This is a genomic window from Streptomyces sp. NPDC000410, assembly GCF_040300305.1.
In the GTDB taxonomy this organism is placed as follows: domain Bacteria; phylum Actinomycetota; class Actinomycetes; order Streptomycetales; family Streptomycetaceae; genus Streptomyces.
Window position 1 is genome coordinate 29,874 of the sequence record NZ_JBEPDM010000020.1, and the last position, 24,641, is coordinate 54,514.

General features: G+C 71.9%; 21 protein-coding genes, 2 tRNA genes, 1 pseudogene and 1 riboswitch. Of the genes and pseudogenes, 12 read left to right on the top strand and 12 right to left on the bottom strand.

Annotation, left to right across the window (positions count from 1 at the left end):
* Window positions 1-152 precede the first annotated feature (152 nt).
* Together aceB and metE are read left to right on the top strand one after the other, a co-directional pair.
* Window positions 153-1,745, top strand: a complete 1,593-nt coding sequence (gene aceB / locus ABT342_RS20820) for a malate synthase A (RefSeq protein WP_351575681.1) — start codon at window positions 153-155, stop codon at window positions 1,743-1,745.
* A 213-nt stretch (window positions 1,746-1,958) separates the two neighbouring features.
* Window positions 1,959-2,165, top strand: a riboswitch (cobalamin riboswitch).
* 164 nt (window positions 2,166-2,329) lie between these two features.
* Window positions 2,330-4,648, top strand: a complete 2,319-nt coding sequence (gene metE / locus ABT342_RS20825; RefSeq protein WP_351575684.1) for a 5-methyltetrahydropteroyltriglutamate--homocysteine S-methyltransferase — start codon at window positions 2,330-2,332, stop codon at window positions 4,646-4,648.
* Window positions 4,649-4,687: 39 nt separating this feature from the next.
* Here the strand turns inward: metE and ABT342_RS20830 are convergent, their stop codons facing one another.
* From ABT342_RS20830 to ABT342_RS20850, 5 genes and pseudogenes are all read right to left on the bottom strand, one after another.
* A complete protein-coding gene (locus ABT342_RS20830; RefSeq protein WP_502965584.1) occupies window positions 4,688-5,812 on the bottom strand; it encodes an MFS transporter in 1,125 nt (374 codons plus the stop codon).
* 177 nt (window positions 5,813-5,989) lie between these two features.
* Window positions 5,990-6,490: an NADPH-dependent F420 reductase gene (locus tag ABT342_RS20835; protein WP_502965585.1), complete on the bottom strand. Its 501-nt coding sequence runs from the start codon at window positions 6,488-6,490 to the stop codon at window positions 5,990-5,992.
* Between the two features lie 246 nt (window positions 6,491-6,736).
* Window positions 6,737-6,875, bottom strand: a pseudogene (locus tag ABT342_RS20840) (NAD(P)-binding domain-containing protein); the annotation flags it as partial.
* 77 nt (window positions 6,876-6,952) lie between these two features.
* Window positions 6,953-7,867, bottom strand: a complete 915-nt coding sequence (locus ABT342_RS20845) for a hypothetical protein (RefSeq protein WP_351575687.1) — start codon at window positions 7,865-7,867, stop codon at window positions 6,953-6,955.
* Window positions 7,864-9,276 carry a phenylacetate--CoA ligase family protein gene (locus tag ABT342_RS20850; protein ID WP_351575690.1) on the bottom strand — a complete coding sequence of 471 codons (1,413 nt, stop codon included), beginning with the start codon at window positions 9,274-9,276 and terminating at the stop codon, window positions 7,864-7,866. The genes ABT342_RS20845 and ABT342_RS20850 overlap by 4 nt, the downstream gene beginning before the upstream one ends.
* Before the next feature lie 419 nt (window positions 9,277-9,695).
* Between ABT342_RS20850 and ABT342_RS20855 the strand changes: the two genes are divergently transcribed.
* Entirely contained in the window at window positions 9,696-10,490 is a 795-nt protein-coding gene (locus ABT342_RS20855; protein WP_351575693.1) for an IclR family transcriptional regulator, read from the top strand.
* Here the strand turns inward: ABT342_RS20855 and ABT342_RS20860 are convergent.
* Entirely contained in the window at window positions 10,471-11,823 is a 1,353-nt protein-coding gene (locus ABT342_RS20860) for an FAD-dependent monooxygenase (protein WP_351575696.1), read from the bottom strand. The two genes, ABT342_RS20855 and ABT342_RS20860, sit on opposite strands and share 20 nt — an antisense overlap.
* Before the next feature lie 705 nt (window positions 11,824-12,528).
* On the opposite strand from ABT342_RS20860, the gene ABT342_RS20865 reads away from it, so the two are divergent.
* On the top strand, window positions 12,529-13,377 hold the full coding sequence (locus ABT342_RS20865) for an aldolase/citrate lyase/malate synthase family protein (RefSeq protein ID WP_351575699.1): 849 nt from the start codon (window positions 12,529-12,531) through the stop codon (window positions 13,375-13,377).
* A 225-nt stretch (window positions 13,378-13,602) separates the two neighbouring features.
* Here the strand turns inward: ABT342_RS20865 and ABT342_RS20870 are convergent, their stop codons facing one another.
* A complete protein-coding gene (locus tag ABT342_RS20870; protein ID WP_351575701.1) occupies window positions 13,603-14,175 on the bottom strand; it encodes a GNAT family N-acetyltransferase in 573 nt (190 codons plus the stop codon).
* A gap of 102 nt (window positions 14,176-14,277) precedes the next feature.
* On the opposite strand from ABT342_RS20870, the gene ABT342_RS20875 reads away from it, so the two are divergent.
* The 5 genes from ABT342_RS20875 (at window position 14,278) to ABT342_RS20895 (ending at window position 18,036) form a co-directional block, all read left to right on the top strand.
* A complete protein-coding gene (locus ABT342_RS20875; RefSeq protein ID WP_351575704.1) occupies window positions 14,278-14,691 on the top strand; it encodes a helix-turn-helix domain-containing protein in 414 nt (137 codons plus the stop codon).
* A gap of 325 nt (window positions 14,692-15,016) precedes the next feature.
* The gene (locus ABT342_RS20880) at window positions 15,017-15,511 is read left to right on the top strand and encodes a DUF2617 family protein (protein WP_351575707.1); all 495 of its coding nucleotides are present in this window, start codon (window positions 15,017-15,019) and stop codon (window positions 15,509-15,511) included.
* Window positions 15,508-15,912: a DUF4247 domain-containing protein gene (locus ABT342_RS20885; protein ID WP_351575709.1), complete on the top strand. Its 405-nt coding sequence runs from the start codon at window positions 15,508-15,510 to the stop codon at window positions 15,910-15,912. Before ABT342_RS20880 ends, ABT342_RS20885 begins: the two co-directional genes overlap by 4 nt.
* Window positions 15,913-15,988: 76 nt before the next feature.
* Window positions 15,989-16,426 carry a DUF350 domain-containing protein gene (locus ABT342_RS20890; RefSeq protein WP_351575712.1) on the top strand — a complete coding sequence of 146 codons (438 nt, stop codon included), beginning with the start codon at window positions 15,989-15,991 and terminating at the stop codon, window positions 16,424-16,426.
* Between the two features lie 8 nt (window positions 16,427-16,434).
* The gene (locus ABT342_RS20895) at window positions 16,435-18,036 is read left to right on the top strand and encodes a polyamine aminopropyltransferase (RefSeq protein ID WP_351575715.1); all 1,602 of its coding nucleotides are present in this window, start codon (window positions 16,435-16,437) and stop codon (window positions 18,034-18,036) included.
* Between the two features lie 70 nt (window positions 18,037-18,106).
* Here ABT342_RS20895 and ABT342_RS20900 read toward each other — a convergent pair whose 3' ends face one another.
* The 5 genes from ABT342_RS20900 to ABT342_RS20920 form a co-directional block, all read right to left on the bottom strand.
* Window positions 18,107-19,429, bottom strand: a complete 1,323-nt coding sequence (locus ABT342_RS20900; protein WP_351575717.1) for a DEAD/DEAH box helicase — start codon at window positions 19,427-19,429, stop codon at window positions 18,107-18,109.
* 149 nt (window positions 19,430-19,578) lie between these two features.
* A complete protein-coding gene (locus ABT342_RS20905; protein WP_351575719.1) occupies window positions 19,579-19,908 on the bottom strand; it encodes a hypothetical protein in 330 nt (109 codons plus the stop codon).
* Entirely contained in the window at window positions 19,905-21,707 is a 1,803-nt protein-coding gene (locus tag ABT342_RS20910) for an NACHT domain-containing protein (RefSeq protein WP_351575721.1), read from the bottom strand. The genes ABT342_RS20905 and ABT342_RS20910 overlap by 4 nt, the downstream gene beginning before the upstream one ends.
* A gap of 73 nt (window positions 21,708-21,780) precedes the next feature.
* Window positions 21,781-22,995: a globin domain-containing protein gene (locus ABT342_RS20915; protein ID WP_351575724.1), complete on the bottom strand. Its 1,215-nt coding sequence runs from the start codon at window positions 22,993-22,995 to the stop codon at window positions 21,781-21,783.
* A gap of 109 nt (window positions 22,996-23,104) precedes the next feature.
* On the bottom strand, window positions 23,105-23,548 hold the full coding sequence (locus tag ABT342_RS20920) for an RrF2 family transcriptional regulator (RefSeq protein ID WP_351575727.1): 444 nt from the start codon (window positions 23,546-23,548) through the stop codon (window positions 23,105-23,107).
* A 255-nt stretch (window positions 23,549-23,803) separates the two neighbouring features.
* On the opposite strand from ABT342_RS20920, the gene ABT342_RS20925 reads away from it, so the two are divergent.
* The 3 genes from ABT342_RS20925 (at window position 23,804) to ABT342_RS20935 (ending at window position 24,611) form a co-directional block, all read left to right on the top strand.
* Window positions 23,804-24,328 carry a hypothetical protein gene (locus ABT342_RS20925; protein WP_351575730.1) on the top strand — a complete coding sequence of 175 codons (525 nt, stop codon included), beginning with the start codon at window positions 23,804-23,806 and terminating at the stop codon, window positions 24,326-24,328.
* A gap of 130 nt (window positions 24,329-24,458) precedes the next feature.
* Window positions 24,459-24,532 (top strand) — tRNA-Glu (locus ABT342_RS20930).
* 6 nt (window positions 24,533-24,538) lie between these two features.
* Window positions 24,539-24,611, top strand: a tRNA-Gly gene (locus tag ABT342_RS20935).
* Window positions 24,612-24,641: the final 30 nt, after the last annotated feature.

A 24,641-nucleotide genomic window follows, 5' to 3' on the forward strand; every position in this document is an offset into this window, starting at 1 on the left:
TCGTACCCGGGACCGCTCGCTCCCCGGCCTCGCTCCCCCGGCCTCGTTCGCGAGGCCCGGCCCCCGCACGTCAAGAGCATCCGTAGCCAGGTGAGGGCCGGACAGCCGTCCGTCCGGCCCTCACCCTCACCGCTCACGCTGAGGAGCCCCTCATGTCCACCACCGAGCTGACCGCTCGTGTCCAGGTCCTCGGCGCACCCGGCGACCGCTTCGACGAGATCCTCACCCCCGAGGCGCTGGACTTCCTCGCCCGCCTCGACGCCGCCTTCGCGGGCCGCCGGTTCGAGTTGTTCACCGAACGCCGCCGCCTCGCCGGCCGACTCGCATCCGGCTTCCCGCTCGACTTCTCCCGCGCCACCACCAACATCCGCAACGACTCCGACTGGCGCGTCGCACCGCCCGGCCCCGGGCTGACCGACCGCCGGGTCGAGATCACCGGCCCCCCGGACCGCGACACGGCGGCTCGCGCCCTCAACTCCGGTGCCCAGGTGTGGATGGCCGACTTCGAGGACGCCACCTCCCCCACCTGGGAGAACATCGTGGGCGGCCAGCTGACCCTGCTGGACGCCGTCGAGCGGCGCATCGACGTCACCGCGCCCGACGGCGAGAAGCACCGGCCCGGCGACACAATCGCCACCCTCATGGTCCGCCCCCGCGGCTGGCACCTCACCGAGAAGCACCTGGTGATAGACGGCCGCCCGCTGTCCGCGTCCCTCGTCGACTTCGGGCTCTACTTCTTCCACTGCGCCCGGCGGCAGATCGACGCCGGCCGCGGCCCGTACTTCTACCTCCCCAAGATGGAGCACCACCAGGAAGCCCGCCTGTGGAACGACGTGTTCGTCCTCGCCCAGGACCTCCTCGGCATTCCGCGCGGCACGATCCGGGCGACCGCCCTCATCGAGACCGTCACCGCGGCTCTGGAGATGGAGGAGATCCTCTACGAGCTGCGCGAACACAGCGCCGGGCTCAACGCCGGCCGCTGGGACTACCTGTTCAGTCTGATCAAGAACTTCGCCCACCGGCCGGACTTCACCCTTCCCGACCGGGACCGGGTCACCATGACCGCCCCGTTCCTGCGGGCCTACACCGAACTGCTCGTACGCACCTGCCACAAGCGCGGCGCGCACGCCATCGGCGGCATGGCCGCCCACCTGCCCGGCCCGCACGCGGCGGCACACGAAGCGGCACTCATCCGGGTCCGGCTCGACAAGGAACGCGAGGCGGAGGACGGCTTCGACGGCACCTGGGTCGCCGATGCGGCCCTCGTCCCGCTGTGCCGCGAGATCTTCGATGGCGTCCTCGGCGGCCGGCCCCACCAGCTCGACCGCACCCGCGAGGACGTCCACGTCACCGCCGAGGACCTGCTCGCCGTCCGCCGCACGGCGGGCCCGCCCACCCTCGACGGCGTACGCGCCGGCATCGCCCTCGCCCTGCGCTACTTCGACGCCTGGCTGCGCGGCCAGGGCGCCGTCCCGCTGGGCGGTCAGATGGAGGACGCCGCGGCGGCCGAGATGGCCCGCTGCCAGGTCTGGCAGTGGATACGCCACGGCGCCGTCGACCGGGAGACCGTGCTCGCGATGCTCGACGAGGAAACCGCCGCGCTCGGTGCGCAGTATCCGTGGGCCAGGGTGGACGAGGTGCGCGACATCTTCGAACGTACCGCCCTCGCCAGGACGCTGCCCGAGTTCTTCACCACCGACGCCTACGCCCGCCACCTCGTCCACCGCTCGGACGTGCGGTCGTGAACGGGGCCAAGGACGACCGGAGCTGAGGGGCTCCGGTGACGCAGAGGGGTTGAGGGACCCGCTGCTGCGGGAGGGCGTGGAACAGTGGGAGAGACTGTTCCACGCCCTCCCGCGTTTCCGCGGTCGCGCCGCCCGCGTGTCTCGCATCACCGTCCGGATGATGAACAGTGGTGTCCGCGTCCCCTCAGGGGCTCTAGGCTGGCCGGTGCAGCTGGTTCGCCGTGCCCGCCAGGTACGCGCGTCGTAAGAGGGAACCCGGTGGGAATCCGGGACTGCCCCGCAGCGGTGAGCGGGAACGACCGCCGTCATGAGCACTGGGTCCTTGTACGGGCCCGGGAAGCGACAGCCAGTAGGTGTCCGCCGGGAATCCGGCCGGACGAGCCCGCGAGTCCGAAGACCTGCCCGTTGCCCGTGTGCGCCCATGCGCACCCGGTGATCCCGGTGACCTCGAGGGCGGGTCGGCCTACATATCTGACGGACACGTGTGTCATCGACGCACGGCGGCGTTCCGTCCGGTCTGCGGCCCCTTCGCGCCCTCACCCGTCCCCGGGTGCCCACAGGAGTAACTCGCGAAGGAGAGTTCCGTGACAGCGAAGCCCGCATCCGCGGCATCACGGGCCACCGTGTACGGCTACCCCCGCCAGGGACAGAACCGTGAATTGAAGAAGGCCGTCGAGGGCTACTGGAAGGGTCGCGTCACCGCCGATGCCCTGGAGCGGACGGCCCGGGACCTGCGCCGTTCGAACTGGCAGCAGTTGGCCGACGCCGGTGTCCACGAGGTCCCGACCGGTGACTTCTCGTACTACGACCACGTCCTCGACACCAGCGTGATGGTCGGCGCCGTCCCCGCCCGCCACCGCGCCGCCTTCGCGGCGGACGCGCTGGACGGGTACTTCGCCATGGCCCGCGGCACCGAGGACGTGGCGCCGCTGGAGATGACGAAGTGGTTCGACACCAACTACCACTACCTGGTCCCCGAGCTGGGTCCTGACACCGTGTTCACGGCGGACTGCGCCAAGCAGGTCGGAGAGCTGGGCGAAGCGCTGGCTCTCGGGCTCTCGCCCCGTCCGGTACTCGTCGGCCCGGTCACCTATCTGCTGCTGGCCAAGCCCGCTCCGGGTGTCGCTGCCGGATTCGAGCCGCTGACCCTGCTGGACCGGCTGCTGCCGGTGTACGCGGAAGTGCTCGCCGCTCTGCGGGACGCCGGGGCCGAGTGGGTGCAGCTGGACGAGCCCGCGCTCGTCCAGGACCGCACGCCCGCCGAGCTGAACGCCGCCGGGCGCGCCTACCGCGACCTCGGCGCCCTCACCCACCGGCCCAAGCTGCTGGTCGCCTCGTACTTCGACCGGCTCGGCGACGCGCTGCCGGTCCTCGCCAAGGCCCCGGTCGACGGCCTGGCGCTCGACTTCACCGATGCCGCCTCCGCCAACCTCGACGCCCTGGCCGCCGTCGGCGGGCTGCCCGGCAAGCGCCTGGTCGCCGGAGTCGTGGGCGGCCGCAACATCTGGATCAACGACTTCGAGAAGTCGCTGGCCACCCTCGGCACCCTGCTCGGCATCGCCGACCGCGTCGATGTCTCCGCCTCCTGCTCCCTGCTGCACGTCCCCCTCGACGCCGCCGCCGAGCGCGACATCGACCCGCAGGTGCGGCGCTGGCTCGCCTTCGCCCGGCAGAAGACCGCCGAGATCGTCACCCTCGCCAAGGGCCTGGCCCAGGGCACCGACACCATCGCCGCCGAACTCGCCGCCAACCGCGCCGACCTCGCCTCCCGGGCGGGCTCCGCGATCACCCACGACCCGGCGGTACGGGAACGGGTGGCTGCCGTGACGGACGCCGACGGCCGCCGCTCCCAGCCCTACTCCGCGCGCGCGGCCGCCCAGCGCACCCGCCTCGGCCTCCCGCTGCTGCCCACCACCACCATCGGCTCCTTCCCGCAGACCACCGAACTGCGCACCACCCGCGCGGACCTGCGCGCCGGCCGCCTCGACACCGCCGGCTACGAGGACCGGATCAAGGCCGAGATCCGGGACGTGATCGCCTTCCAGGAGAAGACCGGCATCGACGTCCTGGTGCACGGCGAGCCGGAGCGCAACGACATGGTGCAGTACTTCGCCGAACAGCTGACGGGCTATCTCGCCACCCAGCACGGCTGGGTGCAGTCGTACGGCACGCGCTACGTCCGCCCGCCGGTCCTGGCCGGAGACATCTCCCGCCCCGAGCCGATGACGGTGCGCTGGGCGGCGTACGCCCAGTCGCTGACCGACAGCCCGGTCAAGGGCATGCTCACCGGCCCCGTCACCATGCTCGCCTGGTCCTTCGTCCGCGACGACCAGCCGCTCGGCGACACCGCCCGCCAGGTCGCCCTCGCCCTGCGCGACGAGGTGAACGACCTGGAGACGGCGGGCAGTTCGGTGATCCAGGTGGACGAGCCGGCCCTGCGCGAGACGCTGCCGCTGCGCGCCGCCGACCGCGCGGACTACCTGGCCTGGGCCACCGAGTCCTTCCGCCTGGCCACCAGCGGCGTGCGCCCGGACACCCAGATCCACACCCACATGTGCTACGCGGAGTTCGGCGACATCGTGCAGGCCATCGACGACCTCGACGCGGACGTCATCAGCCTGGAGGCCGCCCGCTCCCACATGCAGGTCGCCCGTGAACTCGCCGGACACGGCTATTCGCGCGAGGCGGGCCCCGGCGTGTACGACATCCATTCCCCACGCGTCCCGGACGTCTCCGAGGCGGCGGCCCTGCTCCGCAAGGGACTTGAGGCCATCCCCGCGGAGCGTCTGTGGGTCAACCCCGACTGCGGGCTGAAGACCCGCGGCTGGCCCGAGACCCGCGCCTCGCTCGACAACCTCGTCGCCGCGGCGCGCGCGGTCAGGGCGGAACTGTCCGCTTCCTGAGCCGGACGTGGCCGGTGAGGAGCACGCCCGTACGGCTCCTCACCGGCCGGGAGGCGGGCGAAGTGCCGCGTACGTACCCGCGCACGCGGCGACCACCATCACACAGCCGGCGAAGACCAGCCCCGCCGCGCGCAGTCCGAGCGCCATGGCCATGGCTCCGACGCCGACCACCGGCAGGGAGATGCCCAGGTAGGCGACGACGAAGAACGCCGAGATCGTCCCGCCCCGGTGCCGCGCGGGGGCGGCGTCGCTGACCAGGCTGAGCGCGGCGCGGAAGGCGAGGCCCTGTCCCGTTCCGCCGCACAGGGCTCCCAGGACGAGCAGGGGCAGCGAGTGGGTGATCAGCGACGTGGCCACCAGCATGAGGCCCACGACCAGTACGCCGCAGCCGACGGGCAGCGCACGGCGCGCGCCGACCTTCCCGGTCAGCGACTGTCCGATCGTCGATGCGAGGAAGACGGAGAAGACGACGGCGCCCGTGACGGCCAGATTGTGGACGTCGAGGGTCCTCGCGACGAAGCTCGGTGCCACCGCGGTGAAGAGGCCCAGCAGGGCGAATCCGGCGAACGCCGCCACCGACGCGGGCACGAACACGCCCTTCACCTCGGGCGGCACGGAGACGCCCTGGGGCCGCAGCGGCGGCCATCGCTCCGGTTCCCCGACGGTTTCGGGCAGCAGCCAGATCAACGCACAGGCCGCCGCCACCAGAGCCAGATAGACCCAGAACGTCAGCGTCAGCGGCCGGGGCGCGTACTGCGCGAGCACCCCGGACAGCAGGGGCCCGCAGCCCAGGCCGCCCATGTTCGCGGCGGTGGCCGCGAACCCGGCACGCGCCCTCCTGGCGGGCCCCGCGATCTCGATGACGGCCGCCGTCGCCGTGCCGCTGAGCAGCCCCGCGGCGAAACCCGACAGCAGCCGTCCCGCGAAGAGCAGGGGCAGGCCGCTCTCCAGGAGGAAGCAGCACGCGCTCCCGGCGGAGAAGGCCATCGCCACCAGCAGGACGGGCCTGCGGCCGACCGCGTCCGAGTAGTTCCCCGCCACCAGAAGGGCGGTGATGACCGCGATCGCGTACACGGCGAAGACGACCGTCACCATCAGCTCCGAGAAGCCGATCTGTTGCTGGTAGAGCCCGTACAGCGGGGTGGGCAGCGTCGTCCCGACCATGCCGATGGCGAACACGACGGCCGCCGCCCTATAGCCGAGCCGCCCTCCCCCGCCGCCGCCTCGGCCCCCGCGAACGATCACGCCCACACGATACGAGCGGCGATCCGCCGCCGGCGTCAGGCTCGGCGCCGTCACGCCCGTACGGACGCACGCCCGGGTACGCGCCGGGCGGCGTCCTCAGCCGCGCCGGGCCGCCGCCAGGGCCGTGCGCAGCGTCCCGGTGTCCGCGCTCGCGCCCGGGTCGTCCAGGGCGAAGCCGCGGCCCTGCGGGTTCTTCGCGTACGGGACGACGTAGGCCGGGGTGTCGCGCTGGAAGCGCCAGCTGTCGGCGAGGAGTCCGGCGTCCAGCGCGTCGTATCCGAGGAGGTCGAGCAGCCGGGTGGCGGCCGCCTTCGCGTCCAAATCGTCGCCGGCGATCGGCAGCACCGAGCGGTCGGCGGCGCCCGAGGGCCGGGCCAGCACGGCCAGGTGCGCGAAGTAGATGTTGTTGAACGCCTTGACGACCCTGGCGTCCGGCAGATGCCGCTGGAGCAGTTCGCTCGTGGTGGTCTCCTCCGCGTCCAGCTCGGCGATCTGTCCGTCCCGCTCGGGGTAGTAGTTGTTCGTGTCGAGAACGACCTTCCCCGCCAGCGGCGCCACCGGCACCTGGCGGTAGTTCCTCAACGGGACGGTGACCACGACCCAGTCGCCGGCGGCCGCCGCCTCGGCTGGTGTCGCGGCCCGCGCGCGGGGGCAGGGCCTGTCTTTTGGATCAGGCCGGATCAGCGAGTGGGGGTCCCCCCACGCCCGCAGGGCGTAGGGGGAGGGTCTGGTGCGTGCAGCTGCAAGGCGGAGGAGGGAATCGACGCGGAGCGTCGGTGACCGACGACAACGCAGCAGATGTGCGTGCCAGGGCACGCGAGCCCGGCAAGATCCGAAGGACAGGCCCTAGTTCCGCCACCAGGTCCGCGAGGGTCTCGGGTCCGCGTGAGTTGCTGAGGACGACATCCAGCCCGGCGGCCACGCCGAGGCGTGCGAGGGTACTGCCGATGTGTCCGCTGCCGATCAGTCCAAGAGTGCTCATGGTGAGGAGAGCGGGACCCACGGCAACGTGTATTCCCGGTTCGGCCTCGCGGCCGTCGGCGGGATCGCGGTGGCGGCTCAACCCGTAGGGCGGGCGGCGGGTTCGCGGACCGGGGCCGGCCGCTGAGCCGCCGCGCGGCCGTCCCGGAACGGCACATCGGCCATGCGCCGTTCCGGTCCGCGGCGGCGCAGGAGCTGGTAGCCGATGAACGCCGCCGGGCCGAAGAACACCTGGGCCGGGATGAGCGCGGGCGCGTCGCCGGTGACCGCCTCGATCAGGTGCAGGGCGGCCACGGGTGACAGGGCTCCGAAGAGGACCACCAGGGCGATTCCGGTCCGCAGTCCGGGCTTTCCGTACGCCTTGTACGCGGTGGTGGTGAAGAGGGCGTAGGCCAGCAGATCACCCATGCCGATCACACCGCCCAGGTCCTCACCGATGCGCAGGCCGGCGGCCGGGGCGTACGGATATCCCTGGACGGCCTCGGCGAGTTCCTGGGTCAGCGGTACGACCCAGGCGAAGAAGGCGTCGTACGCGGCGAGCGCGAGCAGGAACCAGGCGACGTTCTTCAGCCGCATGCCGCCCTGGACGTTGAGGTTGGTGGCGGAGACGACGACCAGGCCGACGACCAGGCTGTTCGCCACCCAGTACGGCGGCGCGGTCTCGCCGAAGGCCAGGTGGGTGGCGAGCACGCTCGCGATCAGTGCGGCGATCAGCGCCCGGCGCAGCCGGCCGTTCCCGATGAGGGGCTGGTAGCCGACGGACAGTCCGCCCGCGAAGACCAGGGCGAGCACGACGGGGAGGGTCGCGCCGGGCAGCGCGAGGTAGACGTACGGCAGGGCCAGGACGAAGCCCATCATCAGGAAGATGTCCCTGCCGTTGAAGACGCCGACGGGCGGCCTGCCGGTGCGTACGGCGCGGAAGTAGGCGATCGTGCCGACGACGACCGCGAGCGCCAGGGTGGTGGTGACCGCGAGCTGGAAGAAGACCGTCATGCGTGGCTCCGGGTGAAGGTGTGCTCCAACAGGTCGCAGCGCAGGGGGAAGTGGCGCGCGGCCTCCTCCTCGTCCAGCGGCAGGACCGTGACGCGCGCGTCGATGTCCGAGGTCGCCAGCCGCCCGGTCACGTCGGCCGCGGTGACGTTCCGGGACGCGACTTCCACGTGGAGCCGGCCGTCGGCCCCGACCTGGGCCCGGTGGCGCAGCGGCCACGGCAGGCCCGGGGTGCCGTCCAGGGCCTCGACGATGTCGCGCGGGGTCACGACGGACTCGGCGGTGCGGTGCAGCAGGCCCGCCTTGCCGAGGATCTGGGAGACCGCGGGCACCGCCGCCAGTTCGCAGTCCGGTTCGCCGTCCAGGGTGCGGACGACGTCGCCGGTGTTGTACCGCAGGACCGGCATGCACTCCCGGTAGGGGTAGTACGGCGTGACCGTCAGCTCCCCGAGCCGTCCGGGTGCGGCGGGCTCGCCCGTCTCCAGGTCGAGCACCTCGGTGTACCCCATGTTGGGATCGATGTGGAGGTGGCGCCGACTGCAGGTGCGTCCGCCGACCGGCAGCAGTTCGGTCATGCCGAAGTTGTCGCCGATGGTCTCGGCGCCGAACGTCTCGCGCAGGGCGCTGGTGAGCGCCGGCGACACGATCTCCCCTCCGGCGTAGATCGACCGGAGTCCGAAGTCGTCCGGTCCGTAACCGCGTTGCCGGGCGGTGGCGAGCATCCGGGCCAGGTAGCTGGGGTTGCCCGTGAGCAGGGTGGGCCGGGGGCCGCCGCGGCCGAGGAGGTGCTCGACGGATTCCTCCGGCGGGACCTGGCCCACGACGTGGCACGAGGCGTTGACGAGCCGGCACACCTCGACGTCCTCCTGCACGGCGGCCGTGGCCCGGGAGCTGAGGTTGATCTGCATCCGGTCGCCGGGGCGGATGTCGCCGCGCAGCACCACGGACAGGGCGATCAGCGCGGGCCAGAGCTCCATCTCGTAGCGGGAGAGCCAGATCTGCACGGGGCGGCCGGTGGTGCCCGTCGTCTGGGTCGCCAGATACGGCGTGCTGCACAGGAAGTCGGCCGGGCGCTCGATCAGGTCGGCCTTGCGGGTCACCGGGATGCGGGTGACGGTCTCGGTGGTGAGCCCGTCGAGGTCCACACCGGCGAGCCGCTCCCGGTAGAAGGGGGAGCGCTTGGCGAGCCTGCGCGCGGTCCGCTGGAGCGCGCGGTTCTGCAGGTCCCGGCGCTCGTCCGGGTCGGCGAACGGCCCGTCGGCCAGTTCGTCGACGTCGTCGCCGAGGGAACCGAACTCCTCCAGCGTGGCGAGGGCGTCGGCGACCAGCCGCTCCACGGCCCGGACGTTCAGCCGCCGGCCGAACACCATGGCCATCGCCACCCGGACCTGTCGGACACCGGTCTCCAGCACTCATGCCTCCCTGGAACGTCACGAAGGGGTGGGGGCGACGAGCCGCCCCCACCCCCGTATCTGCGTCAGCTGGCAGAACAAGAACCGAAGAAGACGGCCGTCATGGCGCCCATGACGTACTTGAACTGCTTGGCACTGGTCTTGATCGCGCTCATCGGATCCTCCTTGTGTGGTTCCTGACGGACGGGCGTCGTGGCTCCCGATGAGTGCCGTGGCTCCCGGTGGGTGTCGCCGAAACGTTCCGTCCCTGGGCGTCAACACACTGGCGCGTTCGTGGCGCACGGGCAATGATCGGGTCCGTTCAACGGACCGGCGTAAGCGGAGGACGGCGACACCGTTCTCGCTGATGGGCCGGGACGAAGGGGGAGTTACGGACCCGTCCGACCGATGGGACCCGTGCGAGAAGGGGGGAACCGCCCATGGCCAGATCCGGCACGGAGGGGCGGGGCGTACTGGAGGGCGCGTTCGCACTCATGGAGGTGCTCGCGCGCGGCGACGAGATCGGGCTGACCCGACTGGCAGCCGACGCCGCACTGCCGAAGGCCACCGCGCACCGGCTGCTCGGGCAGCTGGTCGCCCTCGGCGCGGTGCAGAGCAGCGCGGGCCGCTACCGTCTCGGCCCGAGGACGTTCCGGCTGGGGCAGGCGTGGCACCCCGCACGTGCGCTGCGCGCGGCCTCGGCGCGGCCGTTACGTGAACTCGCCTCCGTGAGCGGCAGGTCGGGAGTCAGCCTGTCGGTGCCCGAAGCGGGGCACACCCTCGTCGTCGGCAGCACGCGCAGTGAAGTGGACGACGTCTTTCCGCTCCGCTCCGGCGTCGTCCTCCCGCCCGGGAGCGCTGCCGAGCTGATCCTCACAGCGTCCGCCCCGGAGGCGGAGCCGCCCGAGGGGTGGTCGCGGGCCGCGTGGGCCCGGGAGGCCACGCGGGCCCGGGAGCAGGGGCTCGCCTTCCAGTACGGACAGTGCGTGAGCGCGCTCTCGTGCGTGGCGGCACCGGTGTACGGCGCGTCCGGTCAGGTGGTCGCCGCGGTGGCGGCAACGTCCTTGGAGAGCAAGCGGATCGCCTCACTGGGCGAGGCCGTGGGCCGCGCCGCGGCCATGATCAGCGCGAACCTGGCCCGGCCCGCCCGCTCCGCCGACCGCGGCGCCGGTGAGTCCGCCGCCGGCGTGCCCGGTGCAGGGTCCGCGCATCCTGTCAGGGCGGGTTCACAGTAGGGCCTGCGGCAGGTCCGGTGGAGTCCGTGGGCTCTGGCGGTCCTGGCGGCTCTGCGGGTCCTGCCGGTCCTGTGGGTCCTTTCCGGTCGATCGGCACGGCAGGATCGGCCTGGCCGCCGCCCGACGCGAGCATGCGGGCACGGACGGTCGTCATTTCCTCGCCGCGCCGCCCGGCGCGATACCAGCGGCTGCCGGAACTGTAGGCGCGGCGTATCCGGCGTACGGCGGTGTACTGCGTGGCGAGGTGCAGGCGGTACTGCCAGGGTGCCTGGGGGGCGTGGCGCACCGACATGGCGTGGGCGAACGCGACCGCGTCGCGGTCGAGGTAGTGATCCGCCTGCTCGAACCAGGCCATGCTGCTGCGTGCCGCCCCCTGAAGCGGGTGGAGAGCCGCGCGGCGCCGGCGGTCGTACGCGTCCAGGGCGGCCCCGAGGTCCGGGGTCGCGGAGAGGCTGTCGGCCAGGGTGATCGCGTCGATCACGGCCAGTCGCGTGCCCGATCCCAGGGTGAAGTGCGTCGTGTGGGCGGCGTCGCCGACGAGCACGGTGCTGCCGTCGTACCAGGTCCGGTTGCTGACGTGGGCGAAGCGCTGCCAGTTCGCCGGTGCGCCGCGTGCGCTGCTGATCAGGCGATGGCCGTCGAGCGCGCTGTGGAAGATCTTCTCCAGCAGGCGCAGGCCCTCGTCGTGCTCGCGGGTGCCGAGGTCGAGCGCGTGCCACGTCTCCTGCGGGCATTCGACGATGCAGGTGCTGATGCCGGGCATCGAGGGGTAGGCGTGGAACCAGATCCATCCGGCCGGCGTGTGCTCGAAGCTGAAGACGAAGCTGTCGAACATCCTGTCCGTGCCGAGCCAGATGTAGTAGTTGCGCCCCGGATCGACGCGGGTACCGAACGCGTTCTGACGTTGTTGGCGGATCCGGCTGCTCGCCCCGTCGGCGGCGACGACGAGGTCGGCATCGGGCAATCGGGCGGGGTCGTCGACGGAGCGGTCGTACGCGATCTCGACCCCGAGTTGCCGCGCACGGCGCGCCAGGAGTTCCAGCAGCGCGGCGCGGCCGAGGCTGTAGCCGTAGCCGCCGAAGTACGCGGTCTGCTCACCCCGAGGGCCGTGCACGCGGATTTCCTGGTCCTGCCACAGCACGGACCTGGCGCTCACCTCACGGGCGCTTTCCGGATCGTTGCGGTACAGGACGTCCAGCAGGTCTTCCCAGTACACGACGCCCCAGCCGTACGTCGCCAGCGGCGGATCGCGTTCCAGGACGGTGATCTGATGCCCCGCGTCGCGCAGCTTCGCCGAGATCGCGAAGTACAGACCCGCCGGCCCCGCCCCCACGCACACGATCCTCACCGCTTCACACCGCCTCCGCGCCAGTGAGCGGGTGCCCGAGGGGCTCGGGCACCCGAGGGTCCGATTGGCTGACGCGGGACCCCGTTCGGGCGGTCCCCGCAGTCCATGGGGCGGTCAGCCCGCACCCGGACCCCAGCCGGAGGATGGACAGTTCTTGCCGGTGGGGTCGGCAGGGCAAGGCGCCGCCTGGGGCGCGGTAGCGGTGGTGGATGCCTGGTGGCCCGCAGCGGCCGCACTGATGGCACCGGCTCCCGCGGCTATGGCGAGGACGGGTGCGGCACAGACGGCAACAGCCACGCGCCTGATCCTTGAGATGTTCGCGCGCATGAGGATTTCCCCTTCACGGGGGGGACGAGTGCCGGGTCTCGGGCCCGGAGTGACCGTTCGTTGCGCATCAGACCTGCGTACGGCTCCGATGCGCCGCGATCCGTCCGCCCGCCCGGCCCGCACAGCATTGCGTCGCGAATCCACGAGCGGTTCGGATCTTGCCGGTCTACATCAGCGGTCTTCGTGTCTTCGTAGACCCTCCCAGTCTAATGCGGTCGGTGAGCAGCGGTCTCCTTCGGCCTTCGGCCTTCGACGTACGTCACCGCGTACCGCGTAGTACCCCGTGTGGGGCCGGACGAGCGGGGCGCGGCGCCACGGCCGAATGCGGCGAGAGGCGCGTCCGCCCCTCCGAGGGAGGTCCCCATGTCCGTACCGCCGCTCCGTTCCACGTCCCGCCTCCGCGAGCGGGTCCGCGCGCGCCGGGGCGAGTGCACGACGCCCGCCGCATCTCTCGCCCCGCGCCCTCCCGATGTCCATCTGCTCCTCGCACCGGACAGTCCCGAAGCCGCCCGGGAGGCCGTGCGGTCGGGCGTCGATGCGGTCGTCCTCGATCTGTACGGGGACGACGGATCCGGTCAGGACCTGGCGATGGCCTGGGCGTGCGCACGCACCGTTCAGATCGCGCGCGCCGGGGCGGGGAGGTCGAGGTCGCCTCAGCTGCGGCTGCGGGTAAATCCGGCCGGTACGGCGGCGTGCGAGGACGAGCTGGCCCAACTCGCCGGAATGTGCGAGGGGTTGATCCTGCCCGAGGTGCGCTCCGCCGACGACGTTCAGTGGGTGGCGAAGCGGGCACCGGCGGTCCGGATCGTGCCGGTGATCGAGAACGCGGAGGGACTGAGCCGGGCAGCGTCCATCAGCAGCCATCCGGCGGTGAGCCGACTCGGCTACTCCGCCGCGGGTTTCACGCGGCGGGCGCGCAGGGCGGGTGAGGCGGGTACGGAAGCCGTGGGGCTTCTTCTCTCGGCCGAGGTACGCCAGTGGCAGCGCGGGATCATGATCGCGGCAGCGGTCGCGGCCGGGCTCCCCGGACCGGTGAACGGTATCGGTACGGCACGTGCGAAGGCCGGCCTCGACGCGTACGCCGAGGACGCCGCGCCGGCACGAAGCGCCGGGTTCACCGGACAGTGCGCGAACAGTCCGGCGCAGCTGGCACGGCTGTCGCGGCTGTGGGGCCCGGCCGCGGCTCCGCCGCCCCACCGCGAGGCGGGTTGAACCGGCCGCCGCCGTGCGGCTCGTCGAGAAATTCCCCGGAACGCCGAACCCGGGCCGCGACCGCGCCGTATCCCTGAGTGCTGGACCCGGGAGGCCGACTGCCGTGGGGGGAGTCAGTCCACCGCTCCAGCCGGGGCCGGCACACCCCGGCCCCCGCCCCTGCCGCCCGCCTCCCCCCGGGGCGCGGCAGGGGCGCACTGCACGGATCGCCCCCCGGCTGATCGGTCAGCGCAGGTCGAGGCGCATCAGGACGCGGGGATGACCGGCCAGCACCGAGGTGGTGTCGGCGGCGTGGACGAACCCGGCACGTTCGAAGTTCTTCCGGATCCCGGCGTACGCCATGGTCATGTCGACCCTGGCGTCACCGTTGTCGAGGGGGTACGCCTCGATCGCCGGTGCGCCGTGGGTGCGGGCGAACTCGACCGCGCCGGCGATGAGGGCGTGCGAGATCCCCTTCTTCCGATGGCCGGGGCGTACGCGGATGCACCACAGGGACCACACCGGCAGGTCGTCGACGTGCGGGATCTTGCGGCTGCGCGCGAAGGAGGTGTCCGAGCGCGGTGCCACGGCGGCCCAGCCGACGGGCTCGTCGCCGTCGTAGGCGAGCACCCCTGGAGGGGGTCCCGTACGGCACAGCTCGGCGACGTACTCGCCGCGGGCCGGCCCGCGGAGCTCGTTGTTGAGCTTGGACGGGATCCGGTAGCTCAGGCACCAGCAGACGGTGGCTCCGGGTGACTTCGGGCCGACCAGCGTACGGACGTCCCCGAAGACCGAAGCCGGGCGGACTTCAATGGTCATGGCACCACAGTGACACGTCGGCGTTCTCCTCGGTGCGGCCGGAGGCCGGACCCGGCGCCGGTCACCGACCGGCGGCGCCCAGCGCTGTGGGATGGTGGTGGCGTGACGTTGGAGGATCTCGTCCGGCTGCGCCGGGCCCGCGACTTGATGGACCGCGACTACGCGGAGCCGCTCGACGTCCCGGCCCTGGCGCGCGTCGCGCTCATGTCGCCGGGCCATTTCTCCCGCAGCTTTCGCGCCGCCTACGGGGAGACCCCGTACAGCTACCTGATGACACGCCGGATCGAGCGGGCCAAGGCACTGCTGCGGCGGGGTGACCTGACGGTGACGGAGGTCTGCTTCGCCGTCGGCTGTACCTCGCTGGGTTCGTTCAGCTCGCGGTTCACCGAGCTGGTCGGCGAGAGCCCCAGCTCGTACCGGGCCCGTCTGCATGACGAGGGCGCCGCCGTCCCGCCCTGCGTCGCCAAGATCCACACGCGACCGGTCAGGAACGGGGAACCGAAGCCCACCCCCTAGGACTGTCCGGCGGATCAGGCCGGGCTCGCGGTGTCAGCTTCTCGACCGACGACCGCGACGCCGCCTTCGAGCGCGGAGGCGTGCGAACCGTCCGGGTGACTCGACCCGGATCGCATATACGTTCCCCCTCGCAGGGGCGCTCATGCCCTGTGCCATACTCGGCGGCGCTCTTTGCACGTTCCGAAGTCGGGGGATCATCGTTGAAGCTCGAGGTTGCCGTCCGCGGCGCCGTACCCACCATCGTGGCTTCCTTCCGGAATCGGACGACTACGCCGGGCGATCGCTCCGTTTCCGGAGCGCCGGACAACTGCCCGGGCCGCGCGACATGAGCGGCATAGCACTCACGACCCCGTATCTGGACACCGACGCCGACCAGCTCTCGTTCGCGCTCGGCCGTCCCGCGCGCGAGGCACTCGCCGTACGCGACCTGAAGGTCGGCGGGCTCGACGTGCAGCTCAGGCTCCTGGGCGCCTCCCATCAGGTCTTCGCGGGGCCGGTCCGGGAAACGGTGGCTTGCCTGCCCGGCGTCGAGGGGGGCCTGCCGGACACGGCGGCGCAGCACTTCGATGACTGGAACTACCACTTCAGCGCCCGCGTCCAGCATTTCTCCGCAGTGGAGTTCAGCACACAGGTGGCACGGATCCGCAGCCGGTCGGACGACCATCCCCGAGCGCTGTACGGGATCTTCCCCGGCTCCCCGGAAGCGGTCACCGCACTGACCGTCGACCGGGACGGCACGGGGCTGAGCTGGCGCACCTGGCACACCTACCCGCAGAGCCGCCAGATCGTGGCGACACACACCCGGCTGGAGGCCCGATGAAGACCGCCCGACGCATCAGCGTGATGTTCCTCGCCACGGTGGCGCTCGCCGCATGTTCCAGCGATCCGGAGGAGGAGGGCAACGCCGTGCCGTCCAGCTGGATCCGCCAGGAATACACCGCCAGTGGTGCGGACTACGCCGACAGCAGCGACCTACCGTCCGAGGTCGCGCAGGAGATCCACGGCCACACCGCTTCCCGGGACCGCATCGACGACGACGGCATGGTCTTCCTGCGCTACCGGGACGACATCGTCGCCATCAGTCCCTACCTGAGCGGCAGCCTGATAGAGATCGCGGACTACCGCAGCGGCTACTACCGCTGGCAGTCCAACATCAGGTCCGCGTGGCCGGATCCGAACAGCGACGCGTTCCGCGGCGGGGGCCCCGGCTCCGGCAAGTGACCGACCGCAGTACACCCGCACACGCCCCTCACACCCACACCCGAGCTCCTCGACGACGTCCCCGAAAGGCACCCCCGTGGCAGAGATCTTCGAGTCGGCAGGCATCGCCCTGCTCTACGGCCTGGTCGGCTTCGTCGTGATGGCGGTCGGCTTCATCGCCCTCGACCTCGTCACCCCCGGAAAGCTCTTCCATGTGGTGTGGACGGAGCGCAACCGGGGCGCCGCGGTCCTCCTCGCCGGCCAGACGATCGCCATCGGCCTCGTCATCGAACAGTCCATCAGGGCCAGCGAGTCCGAGCTGGGACTCGGCCTCGGTCTGTTCAGCACCTTGCTGTACGGCCTCGCCGGAGTGGCCGTCATGACGCTGATCTCCCTCGTCGTCGGTCTGCTGACCCCCGGCCGCCTGGGTGCCGCCGTGCTCGACGACAACGGTGACCGGCCCCATCCCGCCGCCTGGGTCCAGGCAGCCATGTACATCGGCACGGCCTTCATGGTCGGCGCCGCGGTTTCCTGAACGACACCATGAGCACCAGCGTCCTGGACCGCCCCACCCCGGTCGCCCCACGACCGCCCGTGACCTATTCGCGGGGAGCGCGTTTCCTTCTGCTGCTCGCGGTGTTCATCTGCGCGGCCTGCGGTCTGGTCTACGAACTGGCGCTGACGGCGCTGGGCAGTTACCTCATCGGCAACTCCGTGATGCAGACCTCCGTGGTCATCTCCGTCATGGTCTTCGCCATGGGCATCGGTTCGCTGGCCGCCAAGCCGCTGCAGCGGCGCGCGGTCGGCTCTTTCGCCCTCGTCGAGGTGCTGCTCGCGCTCGTCGGCGGTCTCTCGGTGCTCATCCTGTACGTGTCGTTCGCCTGGCTGCGCGTCTACATGCCGGCCATGGTGGTGGTCTCGTTCGTCGTCGGCCTGCTCATCGGGGCCGAGATTCCCCTGCTGATGACACTGCTTCAGCGGATCAGGCGACAGGAGGCGGGCAGCGCGGTCGCCGACATGTTCGCCGCCGACTACGTCGGCGCGCTGATCGGCGGCCTGGGCTTCCCGCTGCTCCTCCTGCCCGCCTTCGGCCAGCTCAAGGGCGCGCTGGTGGTGGGAGCCGTCAATGCCGTGGCCGGCGTCGTCGTCGTCCTGTGGATCTTCCGTCGGGAGACCCGCCGTGCCGTGCGGATCGCGCTGCTGACCGGGATGGTCGCCGCCCTCTCCGTACTCGGCACGGTGTACGTCCTGGCCGACGACATCGAGGTCACCGCGCGTCAGCAGCTCTACCGCGACCCGGTCGTCCACGCCGAGACCACGCCGTACCAGGACATCGTCGTCACCCAGTCCACCGCTTTCACCGGGGAGCCCGACACACGGCTGTTCCTCAACGGCGACCTGCAGTTCTCCTCCGTCGACGAGTACCGCTACCACGAGGCCCTCGTCCACCCCGCCCTGTCGGGAAGGCGCGCCTCCGTACTGATCATGGGCGGCGGCGACGCGCTGGCCCTGCGGGAGGTCCTGCGCTACGACGACGTCGAGAAGGTGACGCTCGTCGACCTCGACCCGGCCATGACCCGGCTCGCCCGGACCTTCGAGCCCTTGCTCGAACTCAACGACCGCGCGCTCAGCGACCCGCGCGTGACCGTCGTCAACGCCGACGCCTTCAACTGGCTGCGGGACGCCACCCAGCGCTACGACGCGGTCGTCATCGACTTTCCCGACCCGGACACCGCCGCGCTGGCCAAGCTGTACAGCGTCGAGTTCTACCACCTGCTGCGCCACGTCCTGAACCCTGAGAGCCGGGTGGTGGTGCAGGGGGGCTCTCCGTTCTTCGCCCCCAAGTCGTACTGGTCCATCGCCACCACCATCGACGAGGCCGACTACACCACCACCGAATACCAGGTGGACGTCCCCAGTTTCGGCAACTGGGGCTTCGTCCTCGCCACCCTCGGCAAGGCGGACGGTCCACCGCCGCCCCTGCGCCTGGCCGAGGACGCCCCGCCGCTGCGTTTCCTGGACGACGCCGTCCTCGAAGCGGCCACCGTCTTTCCCCTGGACCGCCGCCCCCAGGACGTACGGGCGAGCACTCTGATGGATCCGGCGGTGCTCGAGTACACCCGCCACGAGTGGCAGAACTACTGAGCCTCCGCCGAGCCTCCGCGAAACGCAGTCGCCGCGGCTCGGTACTCCTCCGGCGGGGGTCCGGCCGGCGTCAGCGGCCCTTGCGCACCCGGGCCGCCGCGCGGGCCTCCGCGGTCTTGCGGGCCTCCGCGGCCTTGCGGGACTCCTTCCCGGGGCGGCCGGGACGGGTGCCGAGGCCGCGGAAGGGGGCGTTGCCACCACCGGTCTTCACCTCGGCGGGCGGGCGCTTCGCCCCGGTGATGGTGGTCAGCTTCGCCTCGCCGGAGCGGACCTGTGTGACGGTCGGCCGGATCGCGGCGTCGGACATGATCCGGTTCACATCGCGGCGCTGGTTGGGGGTGACCAGGGTGACCACGCTCCCGGATTCCCCGGCGCGCGCCGTGCGCCCGCCACGGTGCAGGTAGTCCTTGGCGTCGGCCGGCGGGTCGACGTTGACGACGAGGTCGAGCGCGTCGATGTGAATGCCCCGCGCCGCGACGTCGGTGGCCACCAGTACGGTGATCTCACCGTCCTTGAACTGGGCGAGCGTGTGCGTACGCTGCGGCTGCGACTTCCCGCTGTGCAGGGCGGCGGCCCGTATGCCGCTGGCCCGCAGGTGACGGGTGAAGCGGTCCACGCCGGCCTTGGTGTCCAGGAACATCAGTACCCGGCCGTCCCGCGCGGCGATCTCGGTCGCGGTCTCGTACTTGTCGGCGGTGTGGACGTTCAGCACGTGGTGTTCCATCGTGCCGACCGAGCCCGCCACCCGGTCGACCGAGGCGAGCAGCGGGTCGTGCAGGTAGCTCCGCACCAACTGGTCGACGTTGTGGTCGAGCGTGGCCGAGAACAGCAGTCGCTGGCCGTCGGGACGGACCTGGTCCAGGATTTCCGAGACCTGCGGCAGGAACCCCAGGTCGCACATCTGATCCGCCTCGTCCAGCACCGTGATGCGCACCTGATTCAGGTGGCAGTCCCGTCGCGACACCAGGTCGGCCAGCCGCCCCGGCGTCGCGACGACCACGTCGGCGCCGGCACGCAGCAGCGCCGACTGACGGTTGATCGACAGCCCGCCGACCACCGTCGCCAGTCGCACCTTCAGCGCCTGCGCGTACGGCGCCAGCGTGTCACCCACCTGCTGCGCGAGTTCCCGGGTCGGTACCAGAACCAGTGCGAGCGGCCGCTTCGGCTCCGCCCGAAGGCCTGCCGTCCGGGCGAGGAGCGCCAGCCCGAAAGCGAGCGTCTTGCCCGAGCCGGTCCGCGCACGGCCGAGGACGTCGCGGCCGGCCAACGCCTCGGGCAGGGTCGCCGCCTGGATCGGGAAGGGCTGCTTCACCCCGAGGCCGGTCATCGTCTTCATCAGCTCCGGTGGCAGCCCGAGCGCCTCGAAGGACTCGGCCGGCGGCTTCGCGTTCATGGGGGAACCTTCCTCGGTGTGGCGCCCGGAACGCGCCGGGGCCCGTACTCCTCGGTACGGGCCCCGGCGGTGTCGAAGCGTGCGCCCATTTTACCCACGGGCGTCCGGACGCCTGCCGCGCCCATGTGCCGTCCCGCGGCACCACCCGCTCAGCATTCGCGTACCGGCGAGAGCGGGAAGCGCGGCCAGGGCACCGGCGGGCGCGGCGTTCCGGACGCCTGAGACCGTCCTTGGGCGGCGAGATGGTGCTGCAGGTCGATGTGACGGAACTGGTGGACCGTTCCCACCTGGCGCAGTACTCCGCGTCGTTCGTGGGCGTCGACGAGGAAGGCGGTCAGGTCCCGGGGCAGGTGTCGCCGCGCCGCCAGGTGGTAGCGGGTGAGGGTGTAGTACCACCAGGCGTTGTGGCCGAGCGCCGCCGCGAGGCCGACGGTGAGTCCGTAGGCGAGGCCGCGGTCGAGGATGTGGGGCGGACTCATCGAGATCGCCTGTCCGTCCGTGGCCCCCGGCCCAGACCGTAGGGATGGCCGCCCTGTACGACGTATTCGACGCCGTAGCAGAGGAGGAACGCGGCGCCCACCGCGAGGCCGACGGCGATCCAGAGTCTGCGGAAGATCCTTCGGTCCTGCTCCAGGAGGGCGGCCGGACCGACCGGGGTGGCGAGATCAGCCGGTTTCCCGGCGAGGCCATGGGGGATTCCGACCGCGATCCCTCCGGCGAGGCCCGCGACGATGGCCGCGGGCGGGCCCGTCTGCCACCCGGTGTCGAGGCCGGCGAGCAGTGCCGTGAGCCTGCCCACCACGGTGGCGGCGGTCCAGGCCACGACGCCGAGGACAGCTCCTGTCGCCACCTGGTTGATACGGGGCGGCAGCGCGCGGCGTACCTGCCACCAGGCCAGGTCGGTGGTACCGCCCAGGGTGTGTTGCAGGTGTCGTGCCAGATACCGCAGGGCGTGCTCGGCCTGCTGGGCGGACCAGCGGCACGGATACCGCGGATGGGGGCGGTAGGCGGCGGGGACGAACGCGTCGAAGAGGTGGGTCCGGACGGCCGCGGGGTCGGGGAAGCGGCCCGGGTCGCACAGGTCCTCGGGCGTGGGCAGGACGGCGGTGTGTTCTCCCGGCCGGGGGTTGTACACCGTCCTGGCCAGAAAGAGCATCAGCGGTGTGGTCAGCGCGCGTGCCACGGGGGCGTCGGTGCCGAGCAGCCGGATCACCGGATCCCAGCGGGAGGCCGCCGCCGTGTCCTGGCCGCCGGCGTCCCGTCTCAGATAGTCGGCGATGTCCGGCGCGGCCAAGGGGACCAGTTCCACGGCGGCGGCGCCGCAGAGCCTGACCGGGACCCCGTGGGCCGGGGCCAGCGTGTCCCCGTACTCCGTCACCCGGCTGGACAGCACCAGAGGCTGGCCGGGCGGCAGGGCGGCGTTGATCGCGTCCAGCGCCACGGCTCGGAACGGTTCCGGAATCTCGTCGAACCCGTCGAGGACCGGCAGGATCAGCCGGTGCTCCAGTAGTGTTCGGGCGTGGCTGACCTGCCCGGCGCGATCCGTATGCCCCGCGGGAGCCGCATACCCCGCAGGAGCCGTATGCCCCGCGGCGGGGGCGCCGAGACCGCTGTAGTCACGCGCGAGCCGTTCCGCCATCCAGGATTCCAGCGTCTGCTCCGCGGGATTCCACGAGGCGAGCGGGAAGAGCACCGGTACGGGGCTTCCCTCCGCCCGCTCGGCGACCAGGGCCAGCATCAAGCGGATCAGCAGCATCGTCTTGCCGCTACCCGGGCCGCCGAGGACCACGAGGCGGCGGGTCGGGACCCGTTCCAGGAACACCTCGGCGATCTCCCCGCCCGTCCCGGCCAGTCCGACGGGCCCGGTGGCCCAGCCGGAAGGAGGAGCTGACCGGCCGGACGGCCAGTGCCCGGCCATCTCCCGCAGGAGGGCCCACGACTCGCCGAACCGCGGATCGGCCGCCTGCCAGGAGACCGGGAGCGGATAGGGGTCGTTCAGCCGCCGCACCCGGGCCTCGGACTCCCACTGACCCCGCACGGCCACCGCCAGCCGGTCGGCGATCCGGGCGACGCCGTACCCGTCGGCCGCTTCCCTTCGATCGGCCTGGAAGGCCGCCCAGGACAGGTACAGACCGCCTACGGACGGAAGCAGAGCGGCTGCCGTCTCGGCCACCCGCAGGTCGAAACGGAAGGCGACGCCCACGGCACCTGCCATGCCGCCGACCGCCAGCGCGAAATAGAGCAGACCAACCCGCCGTGTCCGCCGACCAGTGCCCATGGGCGGATTTTCCAGTGGCGGGAACGGGAGCCTTACTGGAACAGCGGCTCCGCCCCACGTACGAGTGACATGGCTACTCGCCCAGCCAGAGGTCCGGGCCGAAGACCTCGTAGTGGATCGCCGACGCGGGGACGCCGCGGCGCAGCAGGTCCCCGCGGAGCGCGCGCATGAAGGGCAGCGGACCGCACAGGTAGGCGGTCACGCCCTCGGGGAGCGGCACCGCGTCCAGGTCGGCCTGCCCGAGCCGCGCGCCGTCCGGGAGCCCGTCGCCCGCGGGGTCCGCCGCCTCGTACCAGAGGTGCAGGGCGGCGTCCGGCAGCGCCCGCACCAGGCGGCGCTGCTCCTCGCGGTGGGCGTGGTCGGCGGGGCTGCGGTCGGCGTGCAGGACGGTCGTCGGACGCGAGGAGCGGGGCGCGCCGGCGGCGGCCAGGTGGTCGAGCATGGCCAGCATGGGCGTGCTGCCGATCCCGGCGGAGGCCAGCAGCAGCGGGCCTGCACCGTCGGGCAGGACCAGGTCTCCGAACGGGGCGGAGACAGTGAGCAGGTCGCCGGGTCGCGTGTGCGCGTGCAGCCAGGCGGAGACCTCGCCCTCGGGCCGCGCGCCCCCTCCGGCCCGCTTGACGGTGATGCGCCAGTCCGGGCGGCCGGGGGCGACGGAGAGGCTGTACTGGCGGATCTGTCGTGCGCCGTCGGGGAGTTCGGCCTGGACGCTGACGTACTGGCCCGGGCGGAAGGCACCGGACGGGCTGCCGTCGGCGGGCCGCAGCAGGAAGGAGACGGCGTCGGGGGTCTCCTCGTGCCGGCCGGTGACCACCATCTGCCGCCAGATCTCACCCTCGGGGACGTCGGCCTCCTGGTACAGCCGGGCCTCGACGGTGATCAGCGCGTTGGCCATCAGCCAGTAGACCTCGTCCCACGCGGCGGCCACCTCGGGGGTGACGGCACCGCCGAGCACCTCGGCTATCGCCTCGAAGAGGTACCGGTGGACGATCTTGTACTGGTCGGAGGTGACGCCGAGCGAGGCGTGCTTGTGGGCGATGCGGCCGAGCAGCGCGTCCGGGCGCTCGTCCGGGCGCTCCAGGAGCATGCTCGCGAAGGCGGCGATGGAGCCGGCGAGCGCCTTCTGCTGTTCTCCGTTGGCCTGGTTGCCGCGGTTGAACAGGTCCCGTCGCAGCTCGGGGTGGGCGCCGAACAGCTTCCGGTAGAAGAGCGGGGTGATCTCGCCGATGGCGGCACCGACGGCGGGCAGCGTGGCGCGGACGACCGGGGTGGACTGCTCGGAGAGCATGGCTACTCCCTTATTTGGTAGATGATCTTCGTATTTAAGCGTGACGCCGTCCCATGCCGGACCACACGGAGCGGCAGGAGGGGGCGGAAGGAGCGGAAGGAGGCAGAGGCTAGTCGGAGCGGCGGCCGATCAGCCCCACCAGCACCGGCCCAGTGGGAGAGGCCACGACGTCGGCGACAGTGAGCGGATCGAGTGCGGCGTAGAACGCGCGCTGCGCGTCACGCAGCGCCCCGCGCAGCCGGCAGGCCCCGCGCAGCGGGCAGGGCGTATCGCCCTCACAGGCGACGACCTCCTCCTCGCCCTCCAGCTCCCGCACCAGCCAGCCGACGGAAGCCCGTCGGCCGAGCACGGTGAGGCCGAGCCCACCGCCGCGACCCCGCCGGGCCTCCACCACGCCGAGGTGCTGGAGCCGGGTGATCGCCTTGGCCATATGGGCGTAGGGCACGTCCATCGCCTCGGCCACCTGGCGGGTGGTCAGCAGGCCGTCCTCCTCGGAGACCGCCAGGCGCATCACGGCACGAAGCGCCAGGTCGGTGAACTTCGTCAACCGCATACGAGGACGCTATCAAATACGCATTCTTGATTCGCATTTATGTCCGCTCTCCGGAGCGCGAAGTGCGTCACAGCCCGGCTCCGGTGGCCGACGGTACGGGGACGGGGACCGGTGCGGGGACGGCGAGGGCCACGTCGGCGTGCAACCCGCAGCGTGCGGAGCCCGTCTTGTACACCGGCCGGTACGAGACGAACGGGGAATGTCATGCGCATACGAGGGACGTGGCGAGGTGCGGCCGTTGCCGCGGTACCGGTCATGACGGCGGTGCTGCTCGGGCTCGCGGGGTGCGGACTGACGCGGCCGGACGTGGACCCCGACCAGCGCAGGCTCGTACAGCCGCTCGTCCACGACGCACTGATCGCACAGATGAAGCGGGAGGGCGGCATGCTCACCCAGGACGAGAAGCACCTGCGGCCTCAGTGGTTCTGCTCCGAGGACATCATCGAGATCGCCGGGGCGGACGACGGTCAGAGCCTGACGGTGGGATTGCTCGCCGTGTGCCAGGAGTACGGGAAGCGGGGCGGCGCCCTCGTCACCGGCACCGGGATGGCCACTCCATGGATCACCGAACTGCGGAAGGACGCGACGGGCCGGTACCGGGTCACCTCGCAGGACTCGCCTCCGGACGGGGGCGGGTACGTGACGTGGATCGAGCGGCACTTCTCCGAGGCGGGCGCCGAGCACGTCCGCGATGGCGACCAGGAGCTCTCCCGCGAGGTCGAGGCGGCCGCACGCCGGCATTTCGGGGTGGCGGAGGACGCCCCGGTCGAGGACCTCTAGCGGTTCGCCGCGCGCGGGGCCGTGGCGGGGATGCCTCGGCGTCCTGCCCCGCCGTGGTCCCGCGTGAACCGGTGCCGTGAGGGCGGGGCCTCACGCGGAGTGCCCCCGCCGGTATGATCACCGGCACTGTCCGGACGTAGCGCAGAGGCAGGCGCGCCGACCCCTCACGTCGTGAACACGTCGGTTCGAATCCGACCGTCCGGGCAGCCCGGTCCCGTAGCGCAGAGGCAGTCGCACCCTTTTGCCAAAAGGGAACACGCCGGTTCGAATCCGGCAGGGGCCACGGGAACCACGACAGCGGGCGGGGCGGGAC